We start from the raw sequence: 23,766 nt of genomic DNA, 5'->3' as shown, positions 1-23,766 counted from the left end.
CAGGGGGCCGGTCAGCCGCCGGCCACGCTCTCCACCGGGCCGCGCACCGACCAGCGCGCCAGCATCTCCTGCGGCGGCGCGGGCCGGCTGAAGAAGTAGCCCTGGAAGGCGGTACACCCGCCCTGGCGCAGGAAGTCGAGCTGCCCTTCGGTCTCCACGCCCTCGGCGACCACGCCCAGGTCGAGGCTGCGCGCCAGCGCCAGGATGGTGTTCACGATGGCCGCGTCGTTGGGGTCGGTGAGCACGTCGCGCACGAAGGACTGGTCGATCTTCAGCTGGTCCAGCGGCAAGCGCTTGAGGTAGCTCAGCGACGAATACCCGGTGCCGAAATCGTCCAGCGAGAAGCCCACGCCGTGGGCCTTGAGCGCGGACATCTTGGCGATGATGTCTTCCACGTCGTTGAGCAGCAGGCTCTCGGTCAGCTCGATCTTCAGGCGATCCGGCCGCGCACCGGTGCGCTCCAGCACCGACAACACCGTCTCGACGAAATCGACCTGCCGGAACTGCCGTGCGCTCACGTTCACCGCCAGGCTGAGATCGCGGGTGTCGGCATGCTCGGCCCAGTCCACCAATTGCCGGCAGGCCGTCTCCAGCACCCAGTTGCCCAGCGCCAGGATCAGCCCGGTCTGCTCGGCCAGCGCGATGAAGTCGCCCGGCATCACCATGCCGCGCACCGGGTGCCGCCAGCGCAGCAGCACCTCGGCGCCCATGAGGCGGTTGTGGTGGTCGACCACCGGCTGGAAATACAGCAGCAGTTCGTCGTGGGCAATCGCGTTGCGCAGATCGGCCTCGAGGGCCGACCGGGCGGTCACGGCTTCCTGCATGTCCGGGTGGAAGAAGCACAGCGTGTTGCGCCCGGCCGCCTTGGCCTGGTACATCGCCAGGTCGGCGCGCTTGAGCAGATCGTCCACGCTCCGGAGGTCGCCGTCGAACAGCGCGATACCGACGCTGGGCGTGCTGTGGTGCTGGTAGCCCTCGAGCAGATAAGGGTGGTTGAGCACCTCCAGCACATGCTCTGCCACGCCGCGCACCGCGTCTTCGGCGGCCTGCTCGTCGCCGGGGAGGCCTTCGAGCATGACCACGAACTCGTCGCCGCCCAGGCGCGCCACCATGTCGCCGGGCCGGCCGCAGGTCACGATGCGGTTGGCCACGCGCTCCAGCAGCGTGTCGCCCACGTCGTGGCCCATCGTGTCGTTGAGGTCCTTGAAGTTGTCCAGGTCGATGAACAACAGCGCGCCACGCAGCGAACGCTCGCGGCAGCGCGCGAGCGCGGCGGTGAGCCGGTCGAGCAACAGGCGGCGGTTGGGCAGGCCGGTCAGCGCGTCGTAGAAGGCCAGCCGCTCGATCTCGTCCTCGACCCGCTTGCGCTCGGTGATGCTGCGGCCGATGCCGCGATAGCCGCCGAAGTGACCTTCCGCGTCGAAGAAGGGTGCGCCGCTGATCGACACCCAGTACACATTGCCCTGGGTGTCCAGGCGCTGCAGTTCCAGGTCCTGAAAAACCTCGTGCGCGTCGAGCACCGCGCGGTGGCGGGACCAGTCGGCGTCGGTCATGTTGAGCGCGCCCAGGTCCCACCGGGTCAGGCCGATGTTGTCTTCGCGCGGCATGCCGATCTCGGTGTCGGAGTAGCCCTCGAAATGCGCGAAACGGTGCTGGGCGTCGAGCTCCCAGTACCAGTCGGACGAGAGTTCGGTCAGCGCCCGGAAGCGCGCTTCACTCCGGCGCAGGGCCTCGTCGGCGCGCTTGTGCGAGGTGACGTCCATGTGCGCGCCCACGATGCGCAGCGGCGCGCCCTGGCCATCGCGCTGCAGCACCTTGCCGCGGTCGAGCAGCCAGATCCAGCTGCCGTCGCGGTGCCGCACGCGGTACTCGGTCTCGTGTACCGACACGTCGCTTTCCCAATGCCGGGCGATGGCTGCTCGCAGCTCGGGCAGGTCATCCGGATGCACCAGCGACAACCAGTCGTCCGGACCGGCGCCGATGTCGCCGATCCGCAGGCCGAGCATGTCGTGCCAACGGCCGTTGAAGTCGATTCGGCGGGCCGCGACGTCCCAGTCCCACAAGCCGATGCTGCCGCCTGCCAGGATGAAGTCCAGCCGCTCGGCTTCGGTGCGCCGTTCTTCCAGATCGAGGCGATGGCTCAGCTCACGTTCGCGGCGCCGGCGCTGCGACAGCGACAGGCCGGCCGCGCAGGCCAGCGACGTACACAGGTAGACGGTGAACAGCGCGATGGCGCGGCCGCGCCGGGGCGCATCGATCGCCGAACGCGAGCGCTCGGCCACCACGAACAGGGGCTGGTCGATCCGCAGCGGGCCGACATGCACCTGGTAACGCGCTTCCAGGCGGTCGGCCGGCGCGACCGCCGCCGCAGCCACGTCGCCGCGCGAGCCGGCCGCCGAGGCCAGCACGCGACCGTCCCCGGTGGCCAGCGTCAGCCGCATGTCGCTCGCATAGATGATGGAGCCCAACATGTCCTGCAGGCTCTTGTCGCCCAGCACCCCGAACGCGACACCGTTGAAATCACCGGAATTGGAGAGCGTCCGGACCACTGCCGCGCCCTCCCCGATGCCCGGCACGCTGCCGGCCGGCAGGCGCAGCACCCGTAGCGCATCCGGCTCGCGGGCATGGTCGCGCGCCTCGGTGAAAAAAGGCTGTTCGGCCACGCTGCGCCCCACCAGCTCGGGCTCGGTCGCGGCGCGGGTGACGCCTTGCGTGTCGACCAGCGCCAGCGTCTGCACGCCCGGCACCAGGCGCCGGAGCGCGCGCAGTCGCCGTGAGGTGAGCGCACCGGCGTCGCTGCGGTCGAAGATTTCGGGGGCGTCGCGCACACCGTCGAGCGCGCCGGCGAGACTTGCCAGTTGCGCGGCCAGGCGGTCGTCGAGGATGCGGATCTGCGTTTCGAGGCGGCGCTGCTCGTAGGCGCTGATGCGTGTGTGTTCCAGATACGACGACCAGGCGCCCCAGCCGCCGAGTGCCACCACGGTACAACCGAGCACCAGCCATTCCCAGGCGGTGCGGCCGAAACGTCCGGGCCGGTACCCGTTGATAGGAGAAGCCAAGTGGGGTGTCCGCATCAACCCGGCAGGTGGGCGTGGAACAAGAAGACGCATCGATTCGGCTGAGGCACGCGGCAAATTCCCGGTCAGTCCACGCAACACACTGTCGGGATAGCGTTCGTCGCAAGACTTTGCGTGGTGCCGCGTGGAGGCCTCTCGCCGCTGGTGCCGCCCATCCGGCATCCCCCGTTATTGCAACAGTAGACCGTAGAACGTGTCTTTGTGTCACATGGTGTCAGTTTACACGGGAAAGGCGCGGGTTCGGCGGCGCGAAACCCTGTGGCGCCGCGCCGACGAACCCGCGTCCAGGCGGTCCGTCGCCCCCGTCAGAACTTCAGATTGGCCGTCAGAAGCGCATTGCGTGATACGCCTGGGATGTAGCGCGAGCGCCCGTTGTTGACCGACGCGATGTAGTTTTTGTCGAACAGGTTGTTGACGTTCAACTGCAGGCTCACGTTCTTGCTCACCGGGTAGGACAGCAGCGCGTCGACCACGGTGTAGTCCTGCGTGCCCGTCACGCCGGAGGTGACGACCTGGTTGCTGCTGGTGGCCGTGGGCGATACGTAGCGCACGCCGCCGCCGATCGTCAGGCCTATCGGCAGGCGATAGGTGACCCACGAGGTGAAGGTGCGACGCGGCGAGAAGACGATGACGCCGCCCTGGTTGGCGTTGGCACCGTTGACCACGCCCTGGATGATCTTCGGGTCCATGTAGGCGAAGCCAGCGCTGATGTTGAGGGCCGGGGTGATCTGGCCCACCGCGCCGAGCTCGACGCCGTCCACGCGGCGCTTGCCGATCTGGTTGAAGGTGGCCGGCGTCAGGCCGTCCGACACCAGTTCGTTCTTGTTTTCCGCGCGGTAGATGGCGGCGGTGGTGGCGAGCTTGCCGTCGAGCAGGTCCCACTTGGTGCCGAGCTCGACGTTGCTGCCCTTCTGCGGCGTAAGGGCCAGGGCCGGGTTGTTGTTGTTGGTGCCAGTGCCCAGCTGGAAGTTGGTGCCACCGGGCGGCTGGTAGGAGTTGGACACCGTCACGTAGACGCTGCCGTTGGGCGCCGGCTTGAACACGGTGCCGAGCTTCCAGCTGGTGAGATTGTCGTTGACCTTGAGCTGCGGGTTCTGCGCCAGGCTCGCCGGCGTGGCACCGGCGGCTGCCGTGTAGGTGGCGCCGTTGGTTTCGGTGTTGAAACGCTCGAAACGCAGGCCGCCGTTGATCAACCATTGCTCCGACAGCTTGATGGTGTCGAAAGCGTAGGCGGCCGCGCTCAGCGTGCTTCCCCGGGTATAGGCGCCGGTGGTGGTCAGCGGCCGGAACACGTCGTTCACGCTCGGCGCATACAGGTTGGCCGCCGCCTGCGCCGGGCCGACGACCGAGCCGTTGGTCTGGTTCTGGCGTTCGTAGATCAGCTCGACGCCGGTGGACAGCGAGTGCTTCAGCGCACCGGTCTGGAACTCGGTGGTGAGGTTGGTCTGGTTGGTGAAGATGCTGTTGGTCTGGTGGCGGCCCTGGCGGCTGCGAGCCACGGTCCACGCGGCCGGATTGGCGGCGGTGGCGGTGACCGCGTTGACACCCGTCAGCACGTAGTCCTGCTCGGTATTGCCCAGGCGCGTGGTGTTGCGCAGCGTGGTGCCTGGCGCGAAGTCGTGCTCGAAGCGGGCGGTGAACATATGCAGCTTGATGTCGTCGTAGTCCGAGCGGGAGCCGTAATAGTTCTCCGAATCGACGCGCGGCCCGCGCGCACCGATGTAGCCGGGCAGGCCGTAGGTCGGCACACCGCCGTCAGGGCGGTTGTTCTGGTCGATGTAGAGGTAATTGAAGTAGGTACGGGTGGGCGTTCCCAGGCCGAAGGCGATGGACGGGGCGAAGCCGACGCGCTTGCTCTTCACGTAGTCGCGGCCGGGGGTGCCGAAGTCCTGGGCCATGAGGTTCAGGCGCAGGGCCGAGCCGGGAATGGACAGGTCCAGCGGCTTGTTGAGGTCGGCGGTGGCGCGCAGGCGGTTGTCGGTGCCGGCGCTGACGCTGCCGTTGTTGAAGGCTTCCAGGCCCGGCGTCTTGGACACCAGGTTGATGTAGCCGGACGAGGTGCCGCGGCCGTTGTCGGAGCCAGACGGGCCTTTGACCACTTCCACCTGCTCGATGTTGAACACGTCACGCGAGATGTTGCCTAGGTCGCGGATGCCGTCGACGAAGATGCTGCCGCTGGTGTCGAAGCCGCGCATGAAGATCGAGTCGCCGGTCTGCGTGTTGCCGTTCTCACCCAGCTGCAGCGTGATGCCGGGCGTGTTGCGCAGCGCCTCGGTCAGCGTGGTGGCGACCTGCTGCTCCATGATTTCCTTGCGGATCACGGTGATGGTCTGCGGCGTGTCCACCAGCGGCTGGGTGAACTTGGGCAAGGCGACGCTGTCGGCCTTGTAGGGCACGTCGGCGTTGGTCTGCACCCGCACTTCCGGCAGGCGCTGCGGCGCGGCGGTGGTCTGGGCCATGGCGGGGGCGGCAAAGGCGGCCATGGAAACCGCGGCGGCGGCGCCCATGCCTTGCGAGGTCCGAACGAGTGCGGTCGGATGCTTGCGACTCTTGATGTGATTCATGGATTCCAGCTCGATTGGGATTGAAGAATTCGTTGCCCGTTGGTCGCTGGCTGACGGACGGCGAATCGCACCCCTGGCTGGCTTAGGCTCGGCGGCCCAGAATGAGAATCGTACTCATTTGTAAAGCATTAATCCACAATTTTTTACGGAATCTTTGCGAGGCGGCCATCCGGCCGTTGTGTTGTCGTGCAGAACCGGGCCGCAGCCCGCCCGGCCTGCTTCATGACCGCGCTTGAACGCGCGTCACCCCAGCCATCGCTGGATGGAAGCCGCCATGACATCGGTAGAAATGCCATAGCGGTCGTGCAGCGTGGGCAGTGCACCGGCGTCCAGGAACTGGTCGGGCAAGGCGACGTGCCGCACCTCCGGCTGAACCCGCGCCTGCAGCAGCGCCATGGCGATCGCTTCGCCGAGGCCGCCGATGCAGCTGTGGTTCTCCGCGATCACCACCAGGCGGCCGCTGCGGCGGCATTGCTCCACGATGGTCTGCACATCCAGCGGCTTGATCGTGGGTACGTGCAGCACACCGACGTCGATCGCGTCCCGGGCCAGGCGACTCGCCACTTCGAGCGCGCGCATGGTCATGAGGCCCGAGGCGATCACCAGCACGTCGCGGCCGTCGCGCAGCAGCTGCGCCCGGCCAAGCTTGAAGGTGTAGCCGTACTCGTCGAGCACTACCGGCACCCTGCCGCGCGACAGCCGCATGTAGACCGGGCCGTGGGTCTGGGCGATGGCTGCCACGCACTGCTCGGTGTCGAGCGCGTCGCAGGGGTCGATCACCGTCATGTTGGGAATCGCCCGCATCATGGCCAGGTCCTCGGTCGCCTGGTGGCTGGGGCCGTAGCCGGTGGTGAGACCCGGCAGCGCCGCGCAGATCTTGACGTTGAGGTTCTCCTCGGCGATCACCTGATGGATGAAGTCGTAGGCGCGGCGCGTGGCGAAGACGGCGTAGGTGGTGGCGAAGGGCACGAAGCCTTCCTTGGCCATGCCGCCGGCCGCGGCCATCAGCAGCTGTTCGGCCATGCCCATCTGCAGGAAGCGCTCGGGGAACTCGCGCGAGAAGATGTGCAAGTCGGTGTACTTGGCCAGGTCGGCCGTCATGCCGACGATCTTCGGATTGAGACGCGCCTGCTCCACCAGCGCGTGGCCGAACGGCGCCGGCCGGGTGGCCTGTCCTTCGGCGGCGATGGAGGCGATCATGGCCGAGGTGGTGAGCCGGGGCTTGCCGGCGGGCCTGGATGCCGACGGGGATGCCGGTGCGGTGGTGACGGTGGCTTCGCTCATGCGGGGCTCCCTGCTGCATGGGTTTCGTCCAGATCGGCGAGGGCCTTCTGCCACTCGTCGGCTTCTACGCGGATGAAGTGGTTCTTCTCGCGCTGCTCCAGGAAGGACACGCCCTTGCCCATGAGCGTGTCGAACAGGATCACGCGGGGCTTGGCCTCGGTCACCGCACGCGCCATGTCGAAGGCGTCGATCACCGCCTGCAGATCGTTGCCGTCGATGCGCTGCACATGCCAGCCGAAGGCCTGCCACTTGTCGACCAGCGGCTCGAAATTCAGGATCTCATACGAGGCGCCGTCGGCCTGCTGGCGGTTGAGGTCCACCAGATTGATCAGGTTGCCGAGCCCGTGGTGCGAAGCCGACATGGCCGCTTCCCAGACCGCGCCCTCGTCGAGCTCACCGTCGGACATCGAGTTGTAGACGAAGGCCGGGTTGCGCTTCATGCGCAGGCCGAGCGCCTGTCCCACCGCGATGGCCAGACCCTGGCCGAGCGAGCCGCCCGATATCTCCATGCCGGGCGTGTAGGCGGACATGCCCGACATCGGCAGCCGGCTGTCGTCGCAGCCGTAGGTTTCCAGCTCCTCGGGCGGTAGCACGCCGGCCTCGAACAGCGCCGCGTAGAGGGCGATGGCGTAGTGCCCGTGCGACAGCAGGAAACGGTCGCGCCCCTCCCACTCCGGCTCGTGCGGCCGGATGTTCATGGCATGGCAATACGCCACCGCCAACACGTCGGCCCAGCCCAGGGCCTGCCCCACGTAACCCTGACCCTGCACTTCGCCCATGCGAAGCGCGAACCGCCTTACACGCCAGGCATGGGTGCGGATGCGCTCGAAGGCCGACACCGCGGCCTCTTCCCACACTTGTTCCGTCATTTGCTCCTCCGTTGCTCGAGTCGAAAAATCACTGCGATCAATGGTTGTCATTCACCAGATGCATTTACCCCCTGGCCTGGCCGGATTTTTCTCGCAATGGCATTGCCTGACAAAAGATCATTTTTCTCGGAATGGCTGAATATGATTCATGCATGACGCCCTTCCAACGCCTGCCGCTCGCCTCGCTGCGCATCTTCGAAGCCGCCGGCCGCACCGGGTCCTTCGCCGTCGCCGCCCAGGAACTGGGCCTGTCGCCCAGTGCCGTGAGCCACGCCATCCGCAAGATGGAAGCCGTGGCCCGGCTGCACCTGTTCCAGCGCAGCACCCGCGCCATCCGTCTCACCCGCGAGGGCCAGGTGCTGCTCGACCACGTGCAGCGCGGCCTGGAGGAAATGAGCCGCGGATTCGACGTGCTGAGTGCCAATCCCGCGGTTCCGCTGCGCCTGCATGCCGCACCGGCGTTCGCGTCGCAATGGCTGATTCCGCACCTCGCCGGCTTCGTGCGCGAACATCCGGACATCGGGCTGCGCCTGTCCTCCGATACCGTCTACGCGAGCTTCGACACGGACGACTTCGACCTGGACATCGTCTACGGCGAGCCACCGCCGTCGGCCCACGAGAAGACGCCGCTGCTCATCGAGCGACTGACGCCGCTCTGCAGCCCAGCGCTGGCCGACCGGATCCGCACGCCGCAGGATCTCTACGCGGTGCCGTTGATCCACAGCGACGGCCAATCGGTGCAATGGAAAGGCTGGTTCAAGGCCAACGGCCTGCCGATCCCCGACACCTACGGCCTGGCCTTCGACCGCACCTCCATGGCCATCTCGGCGGCGGTCGACGGTCTCGGCGTGGTGATGGAATCGACCTTCCTGACCGAGCGCGAAATGGCGTCGGGTCGACTGGTGGCGCCGCTGCTGCACAACAGTCACACCGTGCGCTACGTGGCGCACTACCTGGTGCACCCGCGCCGCGCGGAGCAGCACGGCGCGGCGATGCGCTTCAAGCAGTGGCTGCTGGCCGAGCTCGCGCTGTCGCAGACGGTGAGCCACCTTTCCGACGGTTAGCGGTGCCCGGACCGCGCCGCCATCCGCCGGACCGCCCTATTGCGTTGCTCGATGCATGAACAGAATTCTTGCGTGCTGGGAGCCGACTCGCCGTGGCCATTCATCGAACGGCCGCTGCAAATACCGCAGTCGGGCTGCCTCCCCGGTTGGCGCAGCGCAAGCGCGGGCCGGCCGCAGCGCACCCCGTCCTGGCCCCTCCCTTCGGGGTCAGGCGGCCAGGCGCTGGCGCAGTCGGTCGAGCAGCAGGTCGATCTCACCCAGGTCCACGGCGGTCAGGCGCGGGCCGGGCTGGCGCATGGCGGCCGAGGCAATGGCACCGCGGCGCTTGAGGATCTCCTTGCGCACGGCCACGCCCCACTGGCTCTGGTTCTCGTAGCTCAGCAGCGGCAGGTAGATGTCGAACACGTCGTGCGCCTCCTGCACCTTGCCCTCGCGGAACAGGCGGTAGACCTGCGACAGCATTTCCGGATGCGAGAAGCCGGCCATGGGGCCGTCGATGTCGCGGCCCATCTCCAGCGGCAGGAACATGGCGTTGTTGCCGGTCAGGATCGCGATGCGCCGCTTCAGCGCCGCACGCAGGCGCGTGATCTTGGTGATGCTCGGCAGGTCTTCTTCCTTCAGCAACTGGATCTGCGGGAACTCGTCGACCAGCCGGCAGATGGAGGGCACCGACATCCAGACGCCGGTGGAAAACGGGAAGTCCTGCAGCACCGTCGGCACGTTGCCGATGCGGGCGAAAACGCCGGCGAAATAGCCGAAAAGCTCCTCCTCGGTCTTCAGGCCTGTCGGCGGCGCGATCATCACGCCGGCCGCGCCCGCATCCATCACCTGCGCGGTCAACTCCCCGAGCTGGGCAACGCTGGGGTTGCTCACGCCGACGATCACCGGCTTACCCTGCGCCCGCGCCACGAAGCGCCTGGCCACCTGCAGCGCCTCGGTGGCGTTGAGCTTGACCGATTCACCGGCCACGCCCAGCACGGTGAAGCCGTCGGCGCCGTGCTTCAGATAGAAATCCACCAGCGTGTCCACGCTGGGCAGGTCGATCGCGCCGTCGTCCTGAAACGGGGTCTGGGTAACGATGTAGACGCCTTGGGTGTCGGTCAGCATGGGAGCCTCGTGGGATGGGTTGAGCAATGGGTCGACGGTCGCCGCGTCCTGTTAGCGCTAATTGTTAGCGCTATTTATTTTGCTGCCACGCATGAAAACCCTAGCTCTCGCTTTCTCCTGGCGACCGGAAGCGCGCACGGCGCGACGCGTTATCGTGGCGGGCCCTGCACGCCCGAATTTCCGTGAATACCTCTTCCCTTCTGGACGCCGAAGACCTCCCGCGACGCCGCCCCCGGCGCGGCAGTGGCCGCGTCACCCTGATGGACGTCGCCCAGCTCGCCGGCGTTTCTGCACAGACGGTTTCGCGCAGCCTGAACTCCCCCGAATCCGTGCCACCAGCCACGCTGGCAAAGGTTCGGGAAGCCATCGCGACAGCCGGTTATGTGCCGGACCGGTTGGCCGGCGCGCTGGCATCGGGTCGCAGCCGGCTGGTGGCCGCGCTCATCCCGACTATCGGCAGCCCGGTTTTCCAGGACACCCTGCAGGCCCTCAGCCAGACGCTGGCGCAACGCGGCTACCAACTCATGCTGGGGGAATGCGGCTACGACGATGCCGACGAAGCCCAGCTGATCGAGAACCTGTTGGGCCGGCGGCCCGACGGCATCGTGCTGACCCGCCTGGTGCAGGGCCAGGCGGTACGCGACCGGTTGCTGGCGACCCGCATCCCCGTGGTGGAGACCTGGGACCTGACGGCCGAGCCGGTCGACATGCTGATCGGCTTCTGCCACGGGGACGTCGGCCGTGCGGTCGCCGATTTCCTGGCGGGCCAGGGGCGGCGCCACCCGGCGCTGGTCACCGGCGACGATCCACGCGCCGGGCTGCGCGGCCACTCGTTCGCCAACCAGCTGGCAGCGCTCGGCGTGCTCGCGAAGGCGGCGGATCTGCCGGTGGCGCGAGCGCCCTCGCCTTTCACGGTGGGCATGGCGCGCACGGCCACCCGCGAACTGCTCGACCAACATCCGCAGATCGACGCCATCTTCTGCAGCACCGATCTCATCGCCTGGGGCGCCATCACCGAGATCCAGGCCAGCGGCCGGCGCGTGCCGGAAGACGTCGCCGTCGTCGGCTTCGGCGACCTCAATTTCTCGCAGGACACGATTCCCTCGATCACCTCGGTACGCACGCACGGCGCGGTCATCGGCGAACAGGCGGCGCAATGGGTCATGGACCGCGCCGAAGGCCGGTCGGCCGAAGCGCACCGCATGGATGTGGGTTTTGCGCTTATACGCCGTGGCAGCACCTAGGCCCTGATCGCCGGATCGAAACGCTGCGATCCGCAACGACGTGAGGAAGACCGGAGCGCGGATGAAGAGGCGCTCCGTCCACAGCATTCGTCAGCATCCACGCCCGGCGCTGCAAAAAGAAAAACCCCTGCAAGCCGAAGACTTGCAGGGGTTCGATGTTGGTGGGTGATGCAGGGTTTGAACCTGCGACCCCTGCCGTGTGAAGGCAGTGCTCTACCGCTGAGCTAATCACCCGTCGCGACACAATTTGGTACTGTGTCGTGAGCCCACGATTATGCCACAGGATTTTCGAACTTTCGCCAGTTTGATGTGCCGCCAGAAGATTTGTCGAGCTGCACCAGCACCGCGTCGTGCGCCGCCTGCTCCTGCTCGGTGGCCATCAGCACCGGCAGGGTGAACTGGGTCAGGTCCACACGCACCACCTGAACCGAGCCGTCGTCGCCACCGTCCGCGTCGTCGACGATCAGCGCGTCCTGGCCGCGCGTCATGTTGATGTAGACGTCGGCCAGCAACTCGGCGTCGAGCAGCGCGCCGTGCAGCGTGCGGCCCGAGTTGTCGACCTCCAGGCGGTCGCACAGCGCGTCGAGCGAGTTGCGTTTGCCGGGGAACATCTCCTTGGCCATCATCAGCGTGTCGGTCACGCTGGCCACCACGGTGCGGATGCCCGGGCGGCCGATGAGTTCGAGTTCCTTGTTCAGGAAGCCGACGTCGAAGGCCGCGTTGTGGATGATGAGTTCGGAGCCGGCCAGGTAGTCGAGCACCTCCTGCGCCACCTCGGCGAACTTGGGCTTGTCGCGCAGGAACTCGTTGCTGATGCCGTGGACCTTGAGCGCTTCCTCGTGGCTGTCGCGCTCGGGGTTCAGGTAGAGGTGCAGGTTGTTGCCGGTGAGCTTGCGGTTCACCATCTCGACCGCGCCGATCTCGATGATGCGGTCGCCGTTCTCGGCGGAAAGCCCGGTGGTTTCGGTGTCGAAGACGATCTGGCGGCTCATGCGGTGGACCTCAGTGGTTTTCCTTGGCGTGGTTGATCGAGTACTTGGGAATCTCGATAGTCACGTCCTGACGCGCCAGGATGGTCTGGCACGACAGGCGCGACTGCGGCTCCAGGCCCCAGGCGCGGTCGAGCAGGTCTTCCTCGGCCTCCTCGGCCTCATTGAGCGACTCCAGCCCCTGGCGCACCACCACGTGGCAGGTGGTGCAGGCGCAGCTCATGTCGCAGGCGTGTTCGATGTCGATGTGGTTGTCGAGCAGCGCTTCGCAGATCGAGGTGCCGGCTGGCGCCGTGATCTCCGCGCCGGCGGGACAGTATTCGGGATGGGGCAGGATCTTGATGACGGGCATGTCGGGGGCGTTCGGTTCTTCTCGTTGTCAGAGGCTTTGCACGTTGCGGCCGGCGAGCGCCCGCTGGATGCCACGGTTCATGCGTTCGGCGGCGAAGGCCTCGGTGCCGTGGGCCAGCGCCTTGGACGCGGCCTCGATGGCGGCGGCGTCGTCGCCGGTGCGCGCCAGCTGCAGCGCGGCGATCAGCGCCTCCACCTGCGTACGGGCCTCGCCGCTCAGCAGGTCGCCGTCGGCATCGAGCGCGCTGCGGGTGGCGAGCACCAGGCGGTCGGCGTCGACCCGGGCCTGCACCAGCGCGCGGGCCTGCATGTCCTGGCCGGCCGTGCTGAAGCTGTCCTGCAGCATGCGCGCGACGGTGTCGTCGCTCAGGCCGTAGGAAGGCTTGACGTCGATGCGCGCCTCCACGCCGCTGCCCTGCTCGCGCGCGGCCACGCTGAGCAGGCCGTCGGCGTCGATGGTGAAGGTGACGCGAATGCGTGCCGCGCCGGCGGCCATGGGCGGAATGCCGCGCAGTTCGAAACGCGCCAGGCTTCGGCAGTCGGCGACCAGGTCACGCTCGCCCTGCACCACGTGCAGCGCCAGCGCGGTCTGGCCGTCCTGGTAAGTGGTGAAATCCTGCGCCCGGGCGCAGGGAATGGTTTCGTTGCGCGAGACGATGCGCTCGACCAGGCCGCCCATGGTCTCGATGCCGAGCGACAGCGGGATCACGTCGAGCAGCAGCAGGTCGTGCGCGCCCTGGTTGCCGATGAGCTGGTCGGCCTGGCGGGCAGCGCCCAGGGCCACGACCTGGTCCGGATCCAGGTTGGTGAGCGGTTCGCGGCCGAAATGCCGGGCCACCGCCTCGCGGATCTGCGGCATGCGGGTGGAACCGCCGACCAGCACCGTGCCCTGCACTTCGTCGGGCGTGACCTCGGCGTCGCGCAGCACGCGGCGCACCGCGTCCATGGTGCGGGCGGTGAGCGATGCGGTGGTCGCGTCGAACTCGGCCACGGTGACGGTGCGGTCCAGGCCGCCGTCGCTCAAGTCGACCGAGAAGACGGCGGAACCGGCGGCGGACAGCGCTTCCTTGCAGGCGCGCGCGGCCTGGCGCAGCGACGCGCGATCGGCGGCGGATCGGGCGGTGCGGTCTTCCTGCCGCAACACCCAGTCGGCCAGCGCCGCGTCGTAGTCGTCGCCGCCCAGGGCCGCATCGCCGCCGGTCGCGACCACCTCGAATACGCCCTGCGACAGGCGCAGCAGCGACACGTCGAAGGTGCCGCCGCCCAGGTCGTACACCGCGTAGAGGCCTTCGCTGGCGTTGTCCAGGCCGTAGGCGATGGCCGCTGCCGTCGGTTCGTTGATCAGGCGCAGAACTTCCAGGCCGGCGAGCTGCGCCGCGTCCTTGGTGGCCTGGCGCTGGGCGTCGTCGAAATATGCGGGCACGGTGATGACCGCACCGTCGATCTCGGCGTCGAAGCTGTCTTCGGCGCGCTGGCGCAGCACGGCGAGGATCTCGGCGCTGGTCTCCACCGGCGACTTGATGCCCGCGACGGTGGCGATGCCGACCATGCCGCCCTGCCCCGCTTCGGCGCCGTCGACCAAACGGTACGGCAGCCGCTCGGCGTGGGCCACGTCGCGCAGGTCGCGGCCCATCAGGCGCTTGACCGAGGCGATGGTGTTCTCGGGGTCGTGCACGGCGGCCTGCTGCGCGGCGCGGCCGATCTGCCGGCCGGTGGCCGACAGGTAACGCACGACCGAGGGCAGCAGCACGTCGCCCTGCTCGTCGGGCAGGCATTCGGCAACGCCGCTGCGCACGGCCGCGACCAGCGAATGGGTGGTCCCCAGGTCGATGCCGACGGCGATGCGCCTCTGGTGCGGATCGGGCGACTGGTCGGGTTCTGAAATCTGGAGGAGCGCCATGCGAACGGAAACGGAAACGAAGAACGGGTAGGCGCCGCGAAGCCCGCGGCGCGAGAACGCTATTGTCCGACCAACGCCCGCCGGGCATCGATGTCGTCGGAAAAGCGCGCAAGAAACATAAGGGCTCGCACCTGGGCGGCAGCGGCCGGGTAGTCGTGCGACTCATCGATGAGCTGGCCACAGCGTTCGAGGGCGCCGCGCCGGGCGGCGTCCACCTCGTCCTGCAGCGCGTCGACGGCCGCGCGGTCGTCGGCCTCGTCGAGCGACTCGCGCCACTCCATCTGCTGCATCAGGAAGGCTGCCGGCATGGCGGTGTTGGTCTCGGCCGCGATCGGCGCGCCGTGCAGTTCGCACAAATAGGCCGCGCGTTTCTGCGGACTCTTGAGCCGCCGATACGCCTCGTTGATGCGCACCGACCACTGCATCGCCAGCCGCTGCGCCGCCGCGCCCTGGGCCGCAAAACGGTCGGGATGGGCCTGCCGCTGCAGCTCCTTCCAGCGCTCGTCGATCAGCGCGAGGTCTTGCTGAAAAGCCTGCGGCACGCCGAAGAGCTCGAAATCGTTGGCCTGGATATCCATGGAGGGCAGAAAAAAGCCGCCCGCGAGTCGGGGCGGCCTGGTGCGAGCGCCGAGGCTCAGATGCGGAAGCTCTCGCCGCAGCCGCAGCGGTCGCGTTCGTTCGGGTTGAGGAACTTGAACCCTTCGTTCAAGCCCTCGCGCACGAAGTCGAGCTGGGTGCCGTCGATGTAGGCCAGGCTTTTCGGATCGACCAGCACCTTCACGCCGTGGTCCTCGAAGACGATGTCGCCCTCGGCGTTGTCATCGACATATTCCAGCTTGTAGGCAAGGCCCGAGCAGCCGGTGGTCTTCACGCCCAGGCGCACACCGATACCGCGACCACGCTTGGTGAGATAGCGGGTGACATGCCGCGCCGCGGCTTCGGTAAGGGTGACGGCCATGTCAGTGAGCGGCGGCGGTTTCGACGACGGCGCCGGCATCCACGCGCTTCTTGCGATAGTCGTCCACCGCCGCCTTGATGGCGTCTTCGGCCAGGATCGAGCAGTGAATCTTGACCGGCGGCAGCGCCAGTTCTTCGGCGATCACGCTGTTCTTGAGCGCGGCCGCCTCGTCGAGCGTCTTGCCCTTGACCCATTCGGTCACGAGCGAGGAAGAAGCGATGGCCGAGCCGCAACCGTAGGTCTTGAAACGCGCGTCTTCGATGACGCCGGTTTCGGGGTTGACCTTGATCTGCAGCTTCATCACATCGCCGCAGGCCGGTGCGCCGACCATGCCGGTGCCAACGCTGTCGTCGCCCTTGGCGAACGAGCCAACGTTGCGGGGATTTTCGTAGTGGTCGATGACCTTGTCGGAGTAAGCCATGGTGGGGTCCCTGTTCTGGTTTCTAGGAGGGCAAGGCGCTCAGTGCGCAGCCCATTGGATGGTGCTGATGTCCACGCCGTCCTGGTACATCTCCCACAGCGGTGAGAGCTCGCGCAGCTTGGAGACGTTGTGGCGGATGGTCGAGATCGCATAGTCGATCTCCTCCTCCGTCGTGAAGCGGCCGATCGTCATGCGCAGGCTGCTGTGCGCGAGTTCGTCGCTACGGCCCAGGGCGCGCAGCACATAGCTGGGCTCCAGGCTCGCCGAGGTGCAGGCCGAACCGGAAGACACCGCCAGGCCCTTGATGCCCATGATCAGCGACTCGCCTTCGACGAAGTTGAAGCTCATGTTCAGGTTCTGCGGCACCCGGTGTTCCATGCTGCCATTGATGAACACCTGCTCGATGTCCTTCAGGCCATCGAGCAGCCGCTGCTGCAGCGCACGTGCCTTGGCGTTCACCTCGCCCATCTCGAGCTTGATGATGCGGAAGGCTTCGCCCATGCCGACGATCTGGTGCGTGGGCAGCGTGCCCGAACGCATGCCGCGCTCGTGACCACCGCCGTGGATCTGCGCTTCCAGGCGCACCCGCGGCTTGCGGCGCACGAACAATGCGCCCACGCCCTTGGGGCCGTAGGTCTTGTGCGCGGTCATGCTCATCAGGTCGATGGGCAGGGTCTTCATGTCGATCTCGACCCGGCCGGTGGCCTGCGCCGCGTCGACGTGGAACAGGATGCCCTTTTCGCGGCACAGCGTGCCGATGCCGGGGATGTCCTGGATCACGCCGATCTCGTTGTTCACGAAGAGGATGCTGATCAGGATGGTGTCCGGGCGAATGGCGGCCTTGAGCGCGTCCATGTCGACCAGACCGTCTTCCTTCACGTCGAGGTAGGTCACTTCGAAGCCCTGCCGCTCGAGCTCGCGCATGGTGTCGAGCACGGCCTTGTGCTCGGTCTTCAGCGTGATCAGATGCTTGCCCTTGCCCTTGTAGAACTGGGCGGCGCCCTTCAGGGCCAGGTTGATGGACTCGGTCGCACCGCTGGTCCAGACGATTTCGCGCGGATCCGCGCCGATCAGGTCGGCGACCTGGCCGCGCGCCCTTTCGATGGCTTCTTCCGCTTCCCAACCCCAGGCGTGGCTGCGGGACGCAGCGTTGCCGAAGTGCTCGCGCAGCCAGGGAATCATGGCGTCGACGACACGGGGATCGCACGGCGTGGTGGCGCCGTAGTCGAGGTAGATCGGGAAATGCGGAGTGATGTCCATGGCGAAACTAACGGTTGCTGGCTTTTAGGCTGGCGAATGACACGGGAGGCGGACGAGAAGGTGGTGGACCCGCATCGTGCGGACCCGCCACGGCGTCGTCAGGACTTGGCGAAGGCGTTGCCGAGCGCGAAGACCGAATTGGGCGCATTCACCCGGATCGGCTTGACCACCGGCTGGCTCGAAATGGCGCGGCGCACGGCCGGCTTGTCCTCGATCTGAACGCCCTTGGCGATCTGCTCTTCGACCAGCTTCTGCAGCGTGACCGAATCCAGGAACTCGACCATGCGCTGGTTGAGCGAAGCCCACAGTTCGTGCGTCATGCAGCGGCCAGCTTCACCCAGGCAGTTTTCCTTGCCACCGCATTGGGTGGCGTCGATAGGTTCGTCGACCGACACGATGATGTCGGCCACCGTGATGTCGGCCGCCTTGCGGCCCAGGGTGTATCCGCCGCCGGGGCCACGGGTGGACTCGACCAGTTCGTGACGACGAAGCTTGCCGAAGAGCTGTTCAAGGTAGGACAGCGAAATCTGTTGGCGTTGGCTGATGGCAGCCAGCGTGACCGGGCCGTTGTTCTGGCGCAGGGCCAGATCGATCATCGCGGTGACCGCAAAACGGCCTTTGGTTGTGAGACGCATGGCAAGCTCCTTGGCTGTTGCACTGATTGAACACCCGCCGGGCAATGGCCCGAAGGGCACCGTCTCCACCCATTCCCTGCTGCGAACGTGCTGCGTAGCACGAAGAACAGGGCCCTGCATCGTCGGGAATCGTTTTTTGTTTCTTTGTTGAGTATTTGCCTCAACTATAACACAAGACCCGCTACTTTGGTCGGGAATCGGCTGACCCGGGCGTAGGAAACGCCACCACGTTGTCGTGACCGGGTGCACCGAAGGCACGCGACTTGAGCTGGGCGAGCTGGTCGCGCAGGCGGGCGGCCTTCTCGAATTCCAGGTTGCGGGCGTGTTCGAGCATCTGCTTTTCGAGCCGCTTGATCTCGCGCGCCAGATCCTTTTCGGACAGGTCCTCCAGCACCGCGCCACCGCGTGCTCCGGCATCGGCGGACACCGCGTCGCGGCCGTTCTTGTCGCCGTACACGCCGTCGATCAGCTCGCGCACCTGCTTGACCACACTGCGCGGCACGATGCCGTGCTCGGCGTTGTGGGCGATCTGCTTTTCGCGCCTGCGCTCGGTCTCGCCGATGGCCTTGCGCATCGAATCGGTCACCTTGTCGGCATACAGGATGGCGCGGCCATGCAGGTTGCGCGCGGCCCGGCCGATCGTCTGGATCAGGCTTCGCTCGGCGCGCAGGAAGCCTTCCTTGTCGGCATCCAGGATCGCCACCAGGCTCACTTCCGGAATGTCCAGCCCTTCTCGCAGCAGGTTGATGCCCACCAGCACGTCGAAGGTGCCCAGGCGCAGGTCGCGCAATATCTCCACCCGCTCCACCGTGTCGATGTCGCTGTGCAGGTAGCGCACCTTCACGCCGTTGTCGCTGAGGTAGTCGGTCAGCTGCTCGGCCATGCGTTTGGTCAGCGTGGTGATCAGCACCCGCTCGTTCTTCTCGACACGGATGCGGATCTCCTGCAGCACGTCGTCGACCTGGTGCGTGGCCGGGCGCACTTCCACGATCGGGTCGACCAGGCCGGTCGGCCGCACCACCTGCTCCACCACCTGGCCGGCGTTGCGCTTTTCGTAGTCGGCAGGCGTGGCCGACACGAAGATCACCTGGCGCATGCGGGTCTCGAATTCGTCGAACTTCAGCGGCCGGTTGTCCAGCGCAGACGGCAGGCGAAAACCATACTCGACCAGCGTGGTCTTGCGCGCCCGGTCGCCGTTGTACATGCCGCCGAGCTGGCCGATCATGACGTGGCTCTCGTCGAGGAACATCACCGCGTCCTTGGGCAGATAGTCGGTGAGCGTGGCCGGCGGTGCGCCCGGCGGCGAGCCCGACAGGTGCCGCGAGTAGTTCTCGATGCCCTTGCAGTGGCCGACCTCGGCGAGCATCTCCAGGTCGAACCGAGTGCGCTGCTCCAGCCGCTGCGCCTCCACCAGCTTGCCGTCGGACACGAACTGCGCCAGCCGCTGGCGCAACTCTTCCTTGATGGCCTCGACCGCCGTCAGCACCTTGTCGCGCGGGGTCACGTAGTGGCTCGCGGGATAGATCACGAAGCGCGGCACCTTCTGCAGCACCCGGCCGGTGAGCGGATCGAACAACTGCAGCGACTCCACCTCGTCGTCGAACAGCTCGATGCGCACGGCCAGCTCCGAATGCTCCGCCGGAAACACGTCGATGGTGTCGCCGCGTACCCGGAAGGTGCCGCGCGCGAAATCCTGCTCGTTGCGGGTGTACTGCATGCGGATCAGCTGCGCGATCGCGTCGCGCTGGCCCTGCTTGCCGCCCACGCGCAAGATGAAGCGCATCTGGGTGTAGTCCTCCGGTGCGCCGATACCGTAGATGGCGCTGACCGTCGCCACGATCACCACGTCGCGCCGCTCCAGCACGCTCTTGGTGGCCGACAGCCGCATCTGCTCGATGTGCTCGTTGATCGCGCTGTCCTTCTCGATGAACAGATCGCGCTGCGGCACGTAGGCCTCGGGCTGGTAGTAATCGTAGTAGCTGACGAAATACTCCACTGCGTTCTTCGGGAAGAACTCGCGAAACTCGGCGTACAGCTGCGCCGCCAGCGTCTTGTTCGGCGCGAAGACGATCGCCGGCCGTCCCAGTCGGGCGATGACGTTGGCCATGGTGAAGGTCTTGCCCGAGCCGGTCACGCCGAGCAGGGTCTGGAACACCTCGCCGTCGTTCACGCCTTCCACCAGTTTCTCGATGGCCGTGGGCTGGTCGCCCGCCGGCGGATACGGCTGGTAGAGCTCGAAGGGCGAGCCCTCGTAGCGGATGAACGTGCCGGGCGTATCACCCGACGGCGGTGTGGCGGAATCGACGGGATCGGCGGCGGAGATGGGCATGGTGTGATCGACTGTACAGGCGCGGGGCGCGGCCACTGGTTAAAATTCCAGATGGCCCTGGTCATTGCCGATTCAACCCGCCGGCGCCGAATCTCCCATCCGTTTTGCATCCATAGGACGACTCTCCATGTCTTTGTTTACCGCCGTCGAAATGGCGCCGCGCGATCCGATCCTGGGCCTGAACGAGCAGTTCAACGCCGACACCAATCCCAAGAAGGTCAACCTGGGCGTAGGTGTCTACTTCGACGACAACGGCAAGCTGCCGCTGCTCGAATGCGTGCAGAAGGCTGAAAAAGCCATGATGGAAGCACCCAAGGCCCGCGGCTACCTGCCCATCGACGGCATCGCCGCCTATGACGCCGGCGTGCAGAAGCTGGTCTTCGGCGAAGGCAGCGAGCCGCTGAGCTCCGGCCGCGTGGCGACCGTGCAGTGCCTTGGCGGCACCGGCGGCCTGAAGGTGGGCGCCGACTTCCTGAAGTTCATCCGTCCCGACGCCAAGGTGCTGATCAGCGAGCCGAGCTGGGAAAACCACCGTGCGCTGTTCACCCGCGCCGGTTTCGAGGTGCAGGCGCATCCCTATTACGACGCTGCCAAGCGTGGCGTCGACTTCGAGGGCATGCTCGCCGCCCTGAACGCGGCCGCCGCCGGCACCATCGTCGTGCTGCACGCCTGCTGCCACAACCCGACCGGCTACGACATCACCCCCGCCCAGTGGGACCAGGTGGTCGACGTCGTCAAGGCGAAGGACCTGGTCGCCTTCCTCGACATGGCCTACCAGGGCTTCGGCCACGGCATCGCTGAAGACGGCGCGGTCGTCGGCAAGTTCGTCGCCGCCGGCCTGACCTTCTTCGTCTCGACCTCCTTCTCCAAGAGCTTCAGCCTCTACGGCGAGCGCGTGGGCGCGCTGTCGGTGCTGTGCGCCGACAAGGAAGAAGCCGCACGCGTGCTGTCGCAGCTCAAGATCGTCATCCGCACCAACTACTCGAACCCGCCGACGCACGGTGGCGCCGTGGTCGCCGCGGTGCTGAACGACGCCGACCTGCGCGCCCTGTGGGAAGCCGAGCTCGCCGCGATGCGCGTGCGCATCAAGGAAACCCGCCAGCACCTGGTCGACGGCCTCAAGAAGGCCGGCGTGCAGCAGGACATGTCCTTCATCACCCAGCAGATCGGCATGTTCAGCTACTCGGGTCTCTCCAAGGAGCAAATGGTCCGCCTGCGCAGCGAGTTCGGCGTGTACGGAACCGACACCGGCCGGATGTGTGTGGCCGCCATCAACAGCAAGAACATCGACTACGTCTGCGAGTCGATCGCCAAGGTGATCTGAGCGGTCGCCGGAAGCCTTGAAGAAGCCGCCTCGCCAGGCGGCTTTTTTCATGGTGCCGACGCGAGTCGCCTGCTATATTGCACTGCAACAAAACAGCGGACAAAGCCCATGCTTTACCAGATCTACGAAGCGCAACGCGCGCTGATGGAGCCCTTCGCCGACTTCGCGAACGCCGCTTCCAAGATGTTCGGGAATTCGCTTAACCCTGTGAACCAGCTGCCCGGCGCGCAGCGGCTGGCCGCCACCTACGACCTGATGTACCGCCTGGGCAAGGACTACGAAAAGCCGGCCTTCGGCATCCAGACGGTGATGGTCGACGACACCGAGGTCGTCATCCACGAGGCCATCGAACTCGACAAGCCCTTCTGCGAACTGCGCCGTTTCAAGCGCTTCACCGATGACTCCGAAGTGCTGGCCAAGCTCAAGGCGCAGCCGGCGGTGCTCGTCGTCGCGCCGCTGTCGGGCCACTACGCCACCCTGCTGCGCGACACCGTCAAGACGATGCTGCAGGACCACAAGGTCTACGTCACCGACTGGAAGAACGCCCGCACCGTGCCCCTGACCGACGGCGACTTCCACCTCGACGACTACGTCAACTACGTGCAGGACTTCATCCGCCACCTGCAGGGCATCTACGGCAACTGCCACGTCATCAGCGTCTGCCAGCCCACCGTGCCGGTGCTCGCCGCCGTGTCGCTCATGGCCTCGCGTGGCGAGACCACGCCGCTGAGCATGACCATGATGGGCGGCCCGATCAACGCCAAGAAGTCGCCCACGGCGGTGAACAACCTGGCGATGAACAAGAGCTACGAATGGTTCGAGAACAACGTCATCTTCCGCGTGCCGCCGGGCTTCCCGGGTGAAGGCCGGATGGTGTACCCGGGCTTCCTGCAGCACACCGGCTTCGTGGCGATGAACCCCGACCGCCACCTGAGCAGCCATTACGACTATTTCAAGAACCTGATGAAAGGCGACGACGCCAGTGCCGAAGCGCATCGCAAGTTCTACGACGAATACAACGCGGTCCTGGACATGGACGCGAAGTACTACCTCGAAACCATCCGCGTCGTCTTCCAGGACTTCTGCCTGGTCAACGGCAACTGGGATGTGCGCAACCCGCAAGGCGTCGAAGAACGGGTGAAGCCCGCGGACATCCGCACCACCGCCGTGCTTACCGTCGAGGGCGAGCTCGACGACATCTCCGGCTCCGGCCAGACCGAAGCGGCACACGAGCTCTGTACCAGCGTGCCCGCTTCGATGCAGAAGCACGTCGAGGTGAAGGGCGCGGGCCACTACGGCATCTTCAGCGGCCGCCGCTGGCGCGACCTCACCTACCCCGCCGTGCGCGACTTCATCCTGAAGTACGAGCCCCAGCCGCAAGCCGTGACCATCCAGACCGTGTCGGTCCAGCCGCATCTGCCGACGATGGAAGAACCGGCCGCGACCACCCCGAGCCCGGCGGCTGCGGCGGCCAAGTCAGAAGCCAAGCCCCAAGCGGCCGCCGAGGCCAAACACGTGACCGCCCCCCCGGCCAAGGCGGCGCGCGCCGTGGCCAAATCGGCCGCAACGGCGCCGGCCAGGAAAGCCAGCGCCAAGACCACGGCCAAGACCGTCGCGAAAACCGTGCCCAGGGCAGCCGCGAAAGTCGCTGAAAAGCCGGCCGCCAAGCCCGTCGCCAAGACCAGCCGCGCCCGCAAGCCCGCGCCGGTCGACACCTCCATCGCCTCCGCCTGAAAGCCATGACCGACGCCGCCCGGTCCGCGCTGGCGGCTCGTCTCGACGCTGCCCTGCCGCAGACCCAGTGCACCCGCTGCGGCTATCCGGACTGCGCGGCCTACGCCCACGCCATCGCGTTCGACGATGCCGCCGTCAACCGCTGCCCGCCGGGCGGGCAGGAAGGCGTGGTGCGTCTGGCCGTCATCGCGCGCACGGCCGCCGCGCCGCTCGACGCCGCCTGCGGCGCCGAATCGCCGCGCACCCTCGCCGTCGTCGACGAAGCCTGGTGCATCGGCTGCACGCTCTGCCTCGACGCCTGCCCGACCGACGCCATCCTGGGCGCCAACAAGCGCATGCACACGGTCATCGAGGCCCACTGCACCGGTTGCGAGCTGTGCATTCCGGTCTGCCCGGTCGACTGCATATCGCTGGAGAACACCAGCGGCGAACGAACCGGCTGGGACGCCTGGTCGCATGAACAGGCCCAGGCGGCGCTGGCCCGGTACCGCATCCACCGTGCCCGCCGCGACGAGCCCGCCGCCGTGCCGGCACCGGCCCCCGAACCCGACCGCAAGCGCTCGGCCGTCGAAGCCGCCCTCGCCCGTGCCCGGGCACGGCGCGGCGAGGCCTGAGTTCACCGAACAACCGAACGACCGGTCGCACGGCTTTTCTCG

Annotated in this window: 19 protein-coding genes and 1 tRNA gene; 5 read left to right on the top strand and 15 right to left on the bottom strand. The window is 66.9% G+C overall.

The features are described from left to right. Positions 1-11 precede the first annotated feature (11 nt). From R9X41_RS07425 to R9X41_RS07410, 4 genes are all read right to left on the bottom strand, one after another. A complete protein-coding gene (locus tag R9X41_RS07425; RefSeq protein WP_318634241.1) occupies positions 12-3,059 on the bottom strand; it encodes a bifunctional diguanylate cyclase/phosphodiesterase in 3,048 nt (1,015 codons plus the stop codon). A 323-nt stretch (positions 3,060-3,382) separates the two neighbouring features. Then, complete coding sequence (locus R9X41_RS07420; protein ID WP_318634240.1) at positions 3,383-5,641, bottom strand: catecholate siderophore receptor Fiu; 2,259 nt, start codon at positions 5,639-5,641, stop codon at positions 3,383-3,385. A gap of 243 nt (positions 5,642-5,884) precedes the next feature. Then, positions 5,885-6,925 carry a transketolase family protein gene (locus R9X41_RS07415; RefSeq protein WP_318634239.1) on the bottom strand — a complete coding sequence of 347 codons (1,041 nt, stop codon included), beginning with the start codon at positions 6,923-6,925 and terminating at the stop codon, positions 5,885-5,887. Then, positions 6,922-7,794 (bottom strand): transketolase, encoded by an 873-nt coding sequence (locus R9X41_RS07410; RefSeq protein ID WP_318634238.1) that lies wholly within the window; start codon positions 7,792-7,794, stop codon positions 6,922-6,924. Before R9X41_RS07410 ends, R9X41_RS07415 begins: the two co-directional genes overlap by 4 nt. Positions 7,795-7,946: 152 nt before the next feature. Here R9X41_RS07410 and R9X41_RS07405 point away from each other — a divergent pair, with 152 nt between their 5' ends. Then, on the top strand, positions 7,947-8,858 hold the full coding sequence (locus R9X41_RS07405) for a LysR substrate-binding domain-containing protein (protein ID WP_318634237.1): 912 nt from the start codon (positions 7,947-7,949) through the stop codon (positions 8,856-8,858). A gap of 207 nt (positions 8,859-9,065) precedes the next feature. On the opposite strand, the gene R9X41_RS07400 is transcribed toward R9X41_RS07405, so the two are convergent. Further along, positions 9,066-9,965 (bottom strand): dihydrodipicolinate synthase family protein, encoded by a 900-nt coding sequence (locus R9X41_RS07400; protein WP_318634236.1) that lies wholly within the window; start codon positions 9,963-9,965, stop codon positions 9,066-9,068. Positions 9,966-10,147: 182 nt separating this feature from the next. Between R9X41_RS07400 and R9X41_RS07395 the strand changes: the two genes are divergently transcribed. Next, positions 10,148-11,209, top strand: a complete 1,062-nt coding sequence (locus tag R9X41_RS07395) for a LacI family DNA-binding transcriptional regulator (protein ID WP_318634235.1) — start codon at positions 10,148-10,150, stop codon at positions 11,207-11,209. Positions 11,210-11,368: 159 nt separating this feature from the next. Here R9X41_RS07395 and R9X41_RS07390 read toward each other — a convergent pair. From R9X41_RS07390 to uvrB, 10 genes are all read right to left on the bottom strand, one after another. Then, a tRNA-Val gene (locus tag R9X41_RS07390) sits at positions 11,369-11,443 on the bottom strand. Between the two features lie 38 nt (positions 11,444-11,481). After that, entirely contained in the window at positions 11,482-12,201 is a 720-nt protein-coding gene (gene dnaQ, locus R9X41_RS07385; protein ID WP_318634234.1) for a DNA polymerase III subunit epsilon, read from the bottom strand. Positions 12,202-12,211: 10 nt separating this feature from the next. After that, on the bottom strand, positions 12,212-12,550 hold the full coding sequence (gene fdx, locus R9X41_RS07380) for an ISC system 2Fe-2S type ferredoxin (protein WP_318634233.1): 339 nt from the start codon (positions 12,548-12,550) through the stop codon (positions 12,212-12,214). Between the two features lie 27 nt (positions 12,551-12,577). Beyond that, positions 12,578-14,449 (bottom strand): Fe-S protein assembly chaperone HscA, encoded by a 1,872-nt coding sequence (hscA, locus tag R9X41_RS07375; protein WP_318634232.1) that lies wholly within the window; start codon positions 14,447-14,449, stop codon positions 12,578-12,580. A 59-nt stretch (positions 14,450-14,508) separates the two neighbouring features. Continuing rightward, on the bottom strand, positions 14,509-15,027 hold the full coding sequence (hscB, locus tag R9X41_RS07370; protein WP_318634231.1) for a Fe-S protein assembly co-chaperone HscB: 519 nt from the start codon (positions 15,025-15,027) through the stop codon (positions 14,509-14,511). Positions 15,028-15,083: 56 nt separating this feature from the next. Continuing rightward, positions 15,084-15,407: an iron-sulfur cluster assembly protein IscA gene (gene iscA / locus R9X41_RS07365; RefSeq protein ID WP_318634230.1), complete on the bottom strand. Its 324-nt coding sequence runs from the start codon at positions 15,405-15,407 to the stop codon at positions 15,084-15,086. Position 15,408: 1 nt separating this feature from the next. Further along, the gene (iscU, locus tag R9X41_RS07360; protein WP_318634229.1) at positions 15,409-15,828 is read right to left on the bottom strand and encodes a Fe-S cluster assembly scaffold IscU; all 420 of its coding nucleotides are present in this window, start codon (positions 15,826-15,828) and stop codon (positions 15,409-15,411) included. A gap of 39 nt (positions 15,829-15,867) precedes the next feature. Continuing rightward, a complete protein-coding gene (locus tag R9X41_RS07355) occupies positions 15,868-17,088 on the bottom strand; it encodes an IscS subfamily cysteine desulfurase (RefSeq protein ID WP_318634228.1) in 1,221 nt (406 codons plus the stop codon). Positions 17,089-17,186: 98 nt separating this feature from the next. After that, positions 17,187-17,723, bottom strand: coding sequence for a Fe-S cluster assembly transcriptional regulator IscR (gene iscR, locus R9X41_RS07350; protein ID WP_318634227.1), 537 nt, complete (start codon positions 17,721-17,723; stop codon positions 17,187-17,189). Between the two features lie 181 nt (positions 17,724-17,904). Next, the gene (uvrB, locus tag R9X41_RS07345; RefSeq protein ID WP_318634226.1) at positions 17,905-20,052 is read right to left on the bottom strand and encodes an excinuclease ABC subunit UvrB; all 2,148 of its coding nucleotides are present in this window, start codon (positions 20,050-20,052) and stop codon (positions 17,905-17,907) included. Between the two features lie 127 nt (positions 20,053-20,179). On the opposite strand from uvrB, the gene R9X41_RS07340 reads away from it, so the two are divergent. The 3 genes from R9X41_RS07340 to R9X41_RS07330 all read left to right on the top strand — a co-directional run bounded on the left by R9X41_RS07340 (position 20,180) and on the right by R9X41_RS07330 (position 23,724). Then, positions 20,180-21,376, top strand: coding sequence for an amino acid aminotransferase (locus R9X41_RS07340; RefSeq protein WP_318634225.1), 1,197 nt, complete (start codon positions 20,180-20,182; stop codon positions 21,374-21,376). A 108-nt stretch (positions 21,377-21,484) separates the two neighbouring features. After that, entirely contained in the window at positions 21,485-23,110 is a 1,626-nt protein-coding gene (gene phaZ / locus R9X41_RS07335) for a polyhydroxyalkanoate depolymerase (protein ID WP_318634224.1), read from the top strand. A gap of 5 nt (positions 23,111-23,115) precedes the next feature. Continuing rightward, the gene (locus R9X41_RS07330) at positions 23,116-23,724 is read left to right on the top strand and encodes an RnfABCDGE type electron transport complex subunit B (RefSeq protein ID WP_318634223.1); all 609 of its coding nucleotides are present in this window, start codon (positions 23,116-23,118) and stop codon (positions 23,722-23,724) included. The last annotated feature ends 42 nt before the right edge of the window (positions 23,725-23,766 follow it).

Origin of the sequence: Xylophilus sp. GOD-11R (assembly GCF_033546935.1) — a bacterium.
Lineage (GTDB): Bacteria > Pseudomonadota > Gammaproteobacteria > Burkholderiales > Burkholderiaceae_C > Xylophilus.
Note: the sequence above shows the minus strand (reverse complement) of the source record. Positions and strands in the feature narration are given on the sequence as shown.

Excerpts from the sequence above, each read along its gene's own strand:
- R9X41_RS07420 (WP_318634240.1), bottom strand. The coding sequence starts at position 5,641 with ATGAATCACATCAAGAGTCGCAAGCATCCGACCGCACTCGTTCGGACC.
- R9X41_RS07415 (WP_318634239.1), bottom strand. The coding sequence starts at position 6,925 with ATGAGCGAAGCCACCGTCACCACCGCACCGGCATCCCCGTCGGCATCC.
- R9X41_RS07410 (WP_318634238.1), bottom strand. The coding sequence starts at position 7,794 with ATGACGGAACAAGTGTGGGAAGAGGCCGCGGTGTCGGCCTTCGAGCGC.
- R9X41_RS07405 (WP_318634237.1), top strand. The coding sequence starts at position 7,947 with ATGACGCCCTTCCAACGCCTGCCGCTCGCCTCGCTGCGCATCTTCGAA.
- R9X41_RS07400 (WP_318634236.1), bottom strand. The coding sequence starts at position 9,965 with ATGCTGACCGACACCCAAGGCGTCTACATCGTTACCCAGACCCCGTTT.
- dnaQ (WP_318634234.1), bottom strand. The coding sequence starts at position 12,201 with ATGAGCCGCCAGATCGTCTTCGACACCGAAACCACCGGGCTTTCCGCC.
- fdx (WP_318634233.1), bottom strand. The coding sequence starts at position 12,550 with ATGCCCGTCATCAAGATCCTGCCCCATCCCGAATACTGTCCCGCCGGC.
- hscA (WP_318634232.1), bottom strand. The coding sequence starts at position 14,449 with ATGGCGCTCCTCCAGATTTCAGAACCCGACCAGTCGCCCGATCCGCAC.
- hscB (WP_318634231.1), bottom strand. The coding sequence starts at position 15,027 with ATGGATATCCAGGCCAACGATTTCGAGCTCTTCGGCGTGCCGCAGGCT.
- iscA (WP_318634230.1), bottom strand. The coding sequence starts at position 15,407 with ATGGCCGTCACCCTTACCGAAGCCGCGGCGCGGCATGTCACCCGCTAT.
- iscU (WP_318634229.1), bottom strand. The coding sequence starts at position 15,828 with ATGGCTTACTCCGACAAGGTCATCGACCACTACGAAAATCCCCGCAAC.
- R9X41_RS07355 (WP_318634228.1), bottom strand. The coding sequence starts at position 17,088 with ATGGACATCACTCCGCATTTCCCGATCTACCTCGACTACGGCGCCACC.
- iscR (WP_318634227.1), bottom strand. The coding sequence starts at position 17,723 with ATGCGTCTCACAACCAAAGGCCGTTTTGCGGTCACCGCGATGATCGAT.
- uvrB (WP_318634226.1), bottom strand. The coding sequence starts at position 20,052 with ATGCCCATCTCCGCCGCCGATCCCGTCGATTCCGCCACACCGCCGTCG.
- R9X41_RS07340 (WP_318634225.1), top strand. The coding sequence starts at position 20,180 with ATGTCTTTGTTTACCGCCGTCGAAATGGCGCCGCGCGATCCGATCCTG.
- phaZ (WP_318634224.1), top strand. The coding sequence starts at position 21,485 with ATGCTTTACCAGATCTACGAAGCGCAACGCGCGCTGATGGAGCCCTTC.
- R9X41_RS07330 (WP_318634223.1), top strand. The coding sequence starts at position 23,116 with ATGACCGACGCCGCCCGGTCCGCGCTGGCGGCTCGTCTCGACGCTGCC.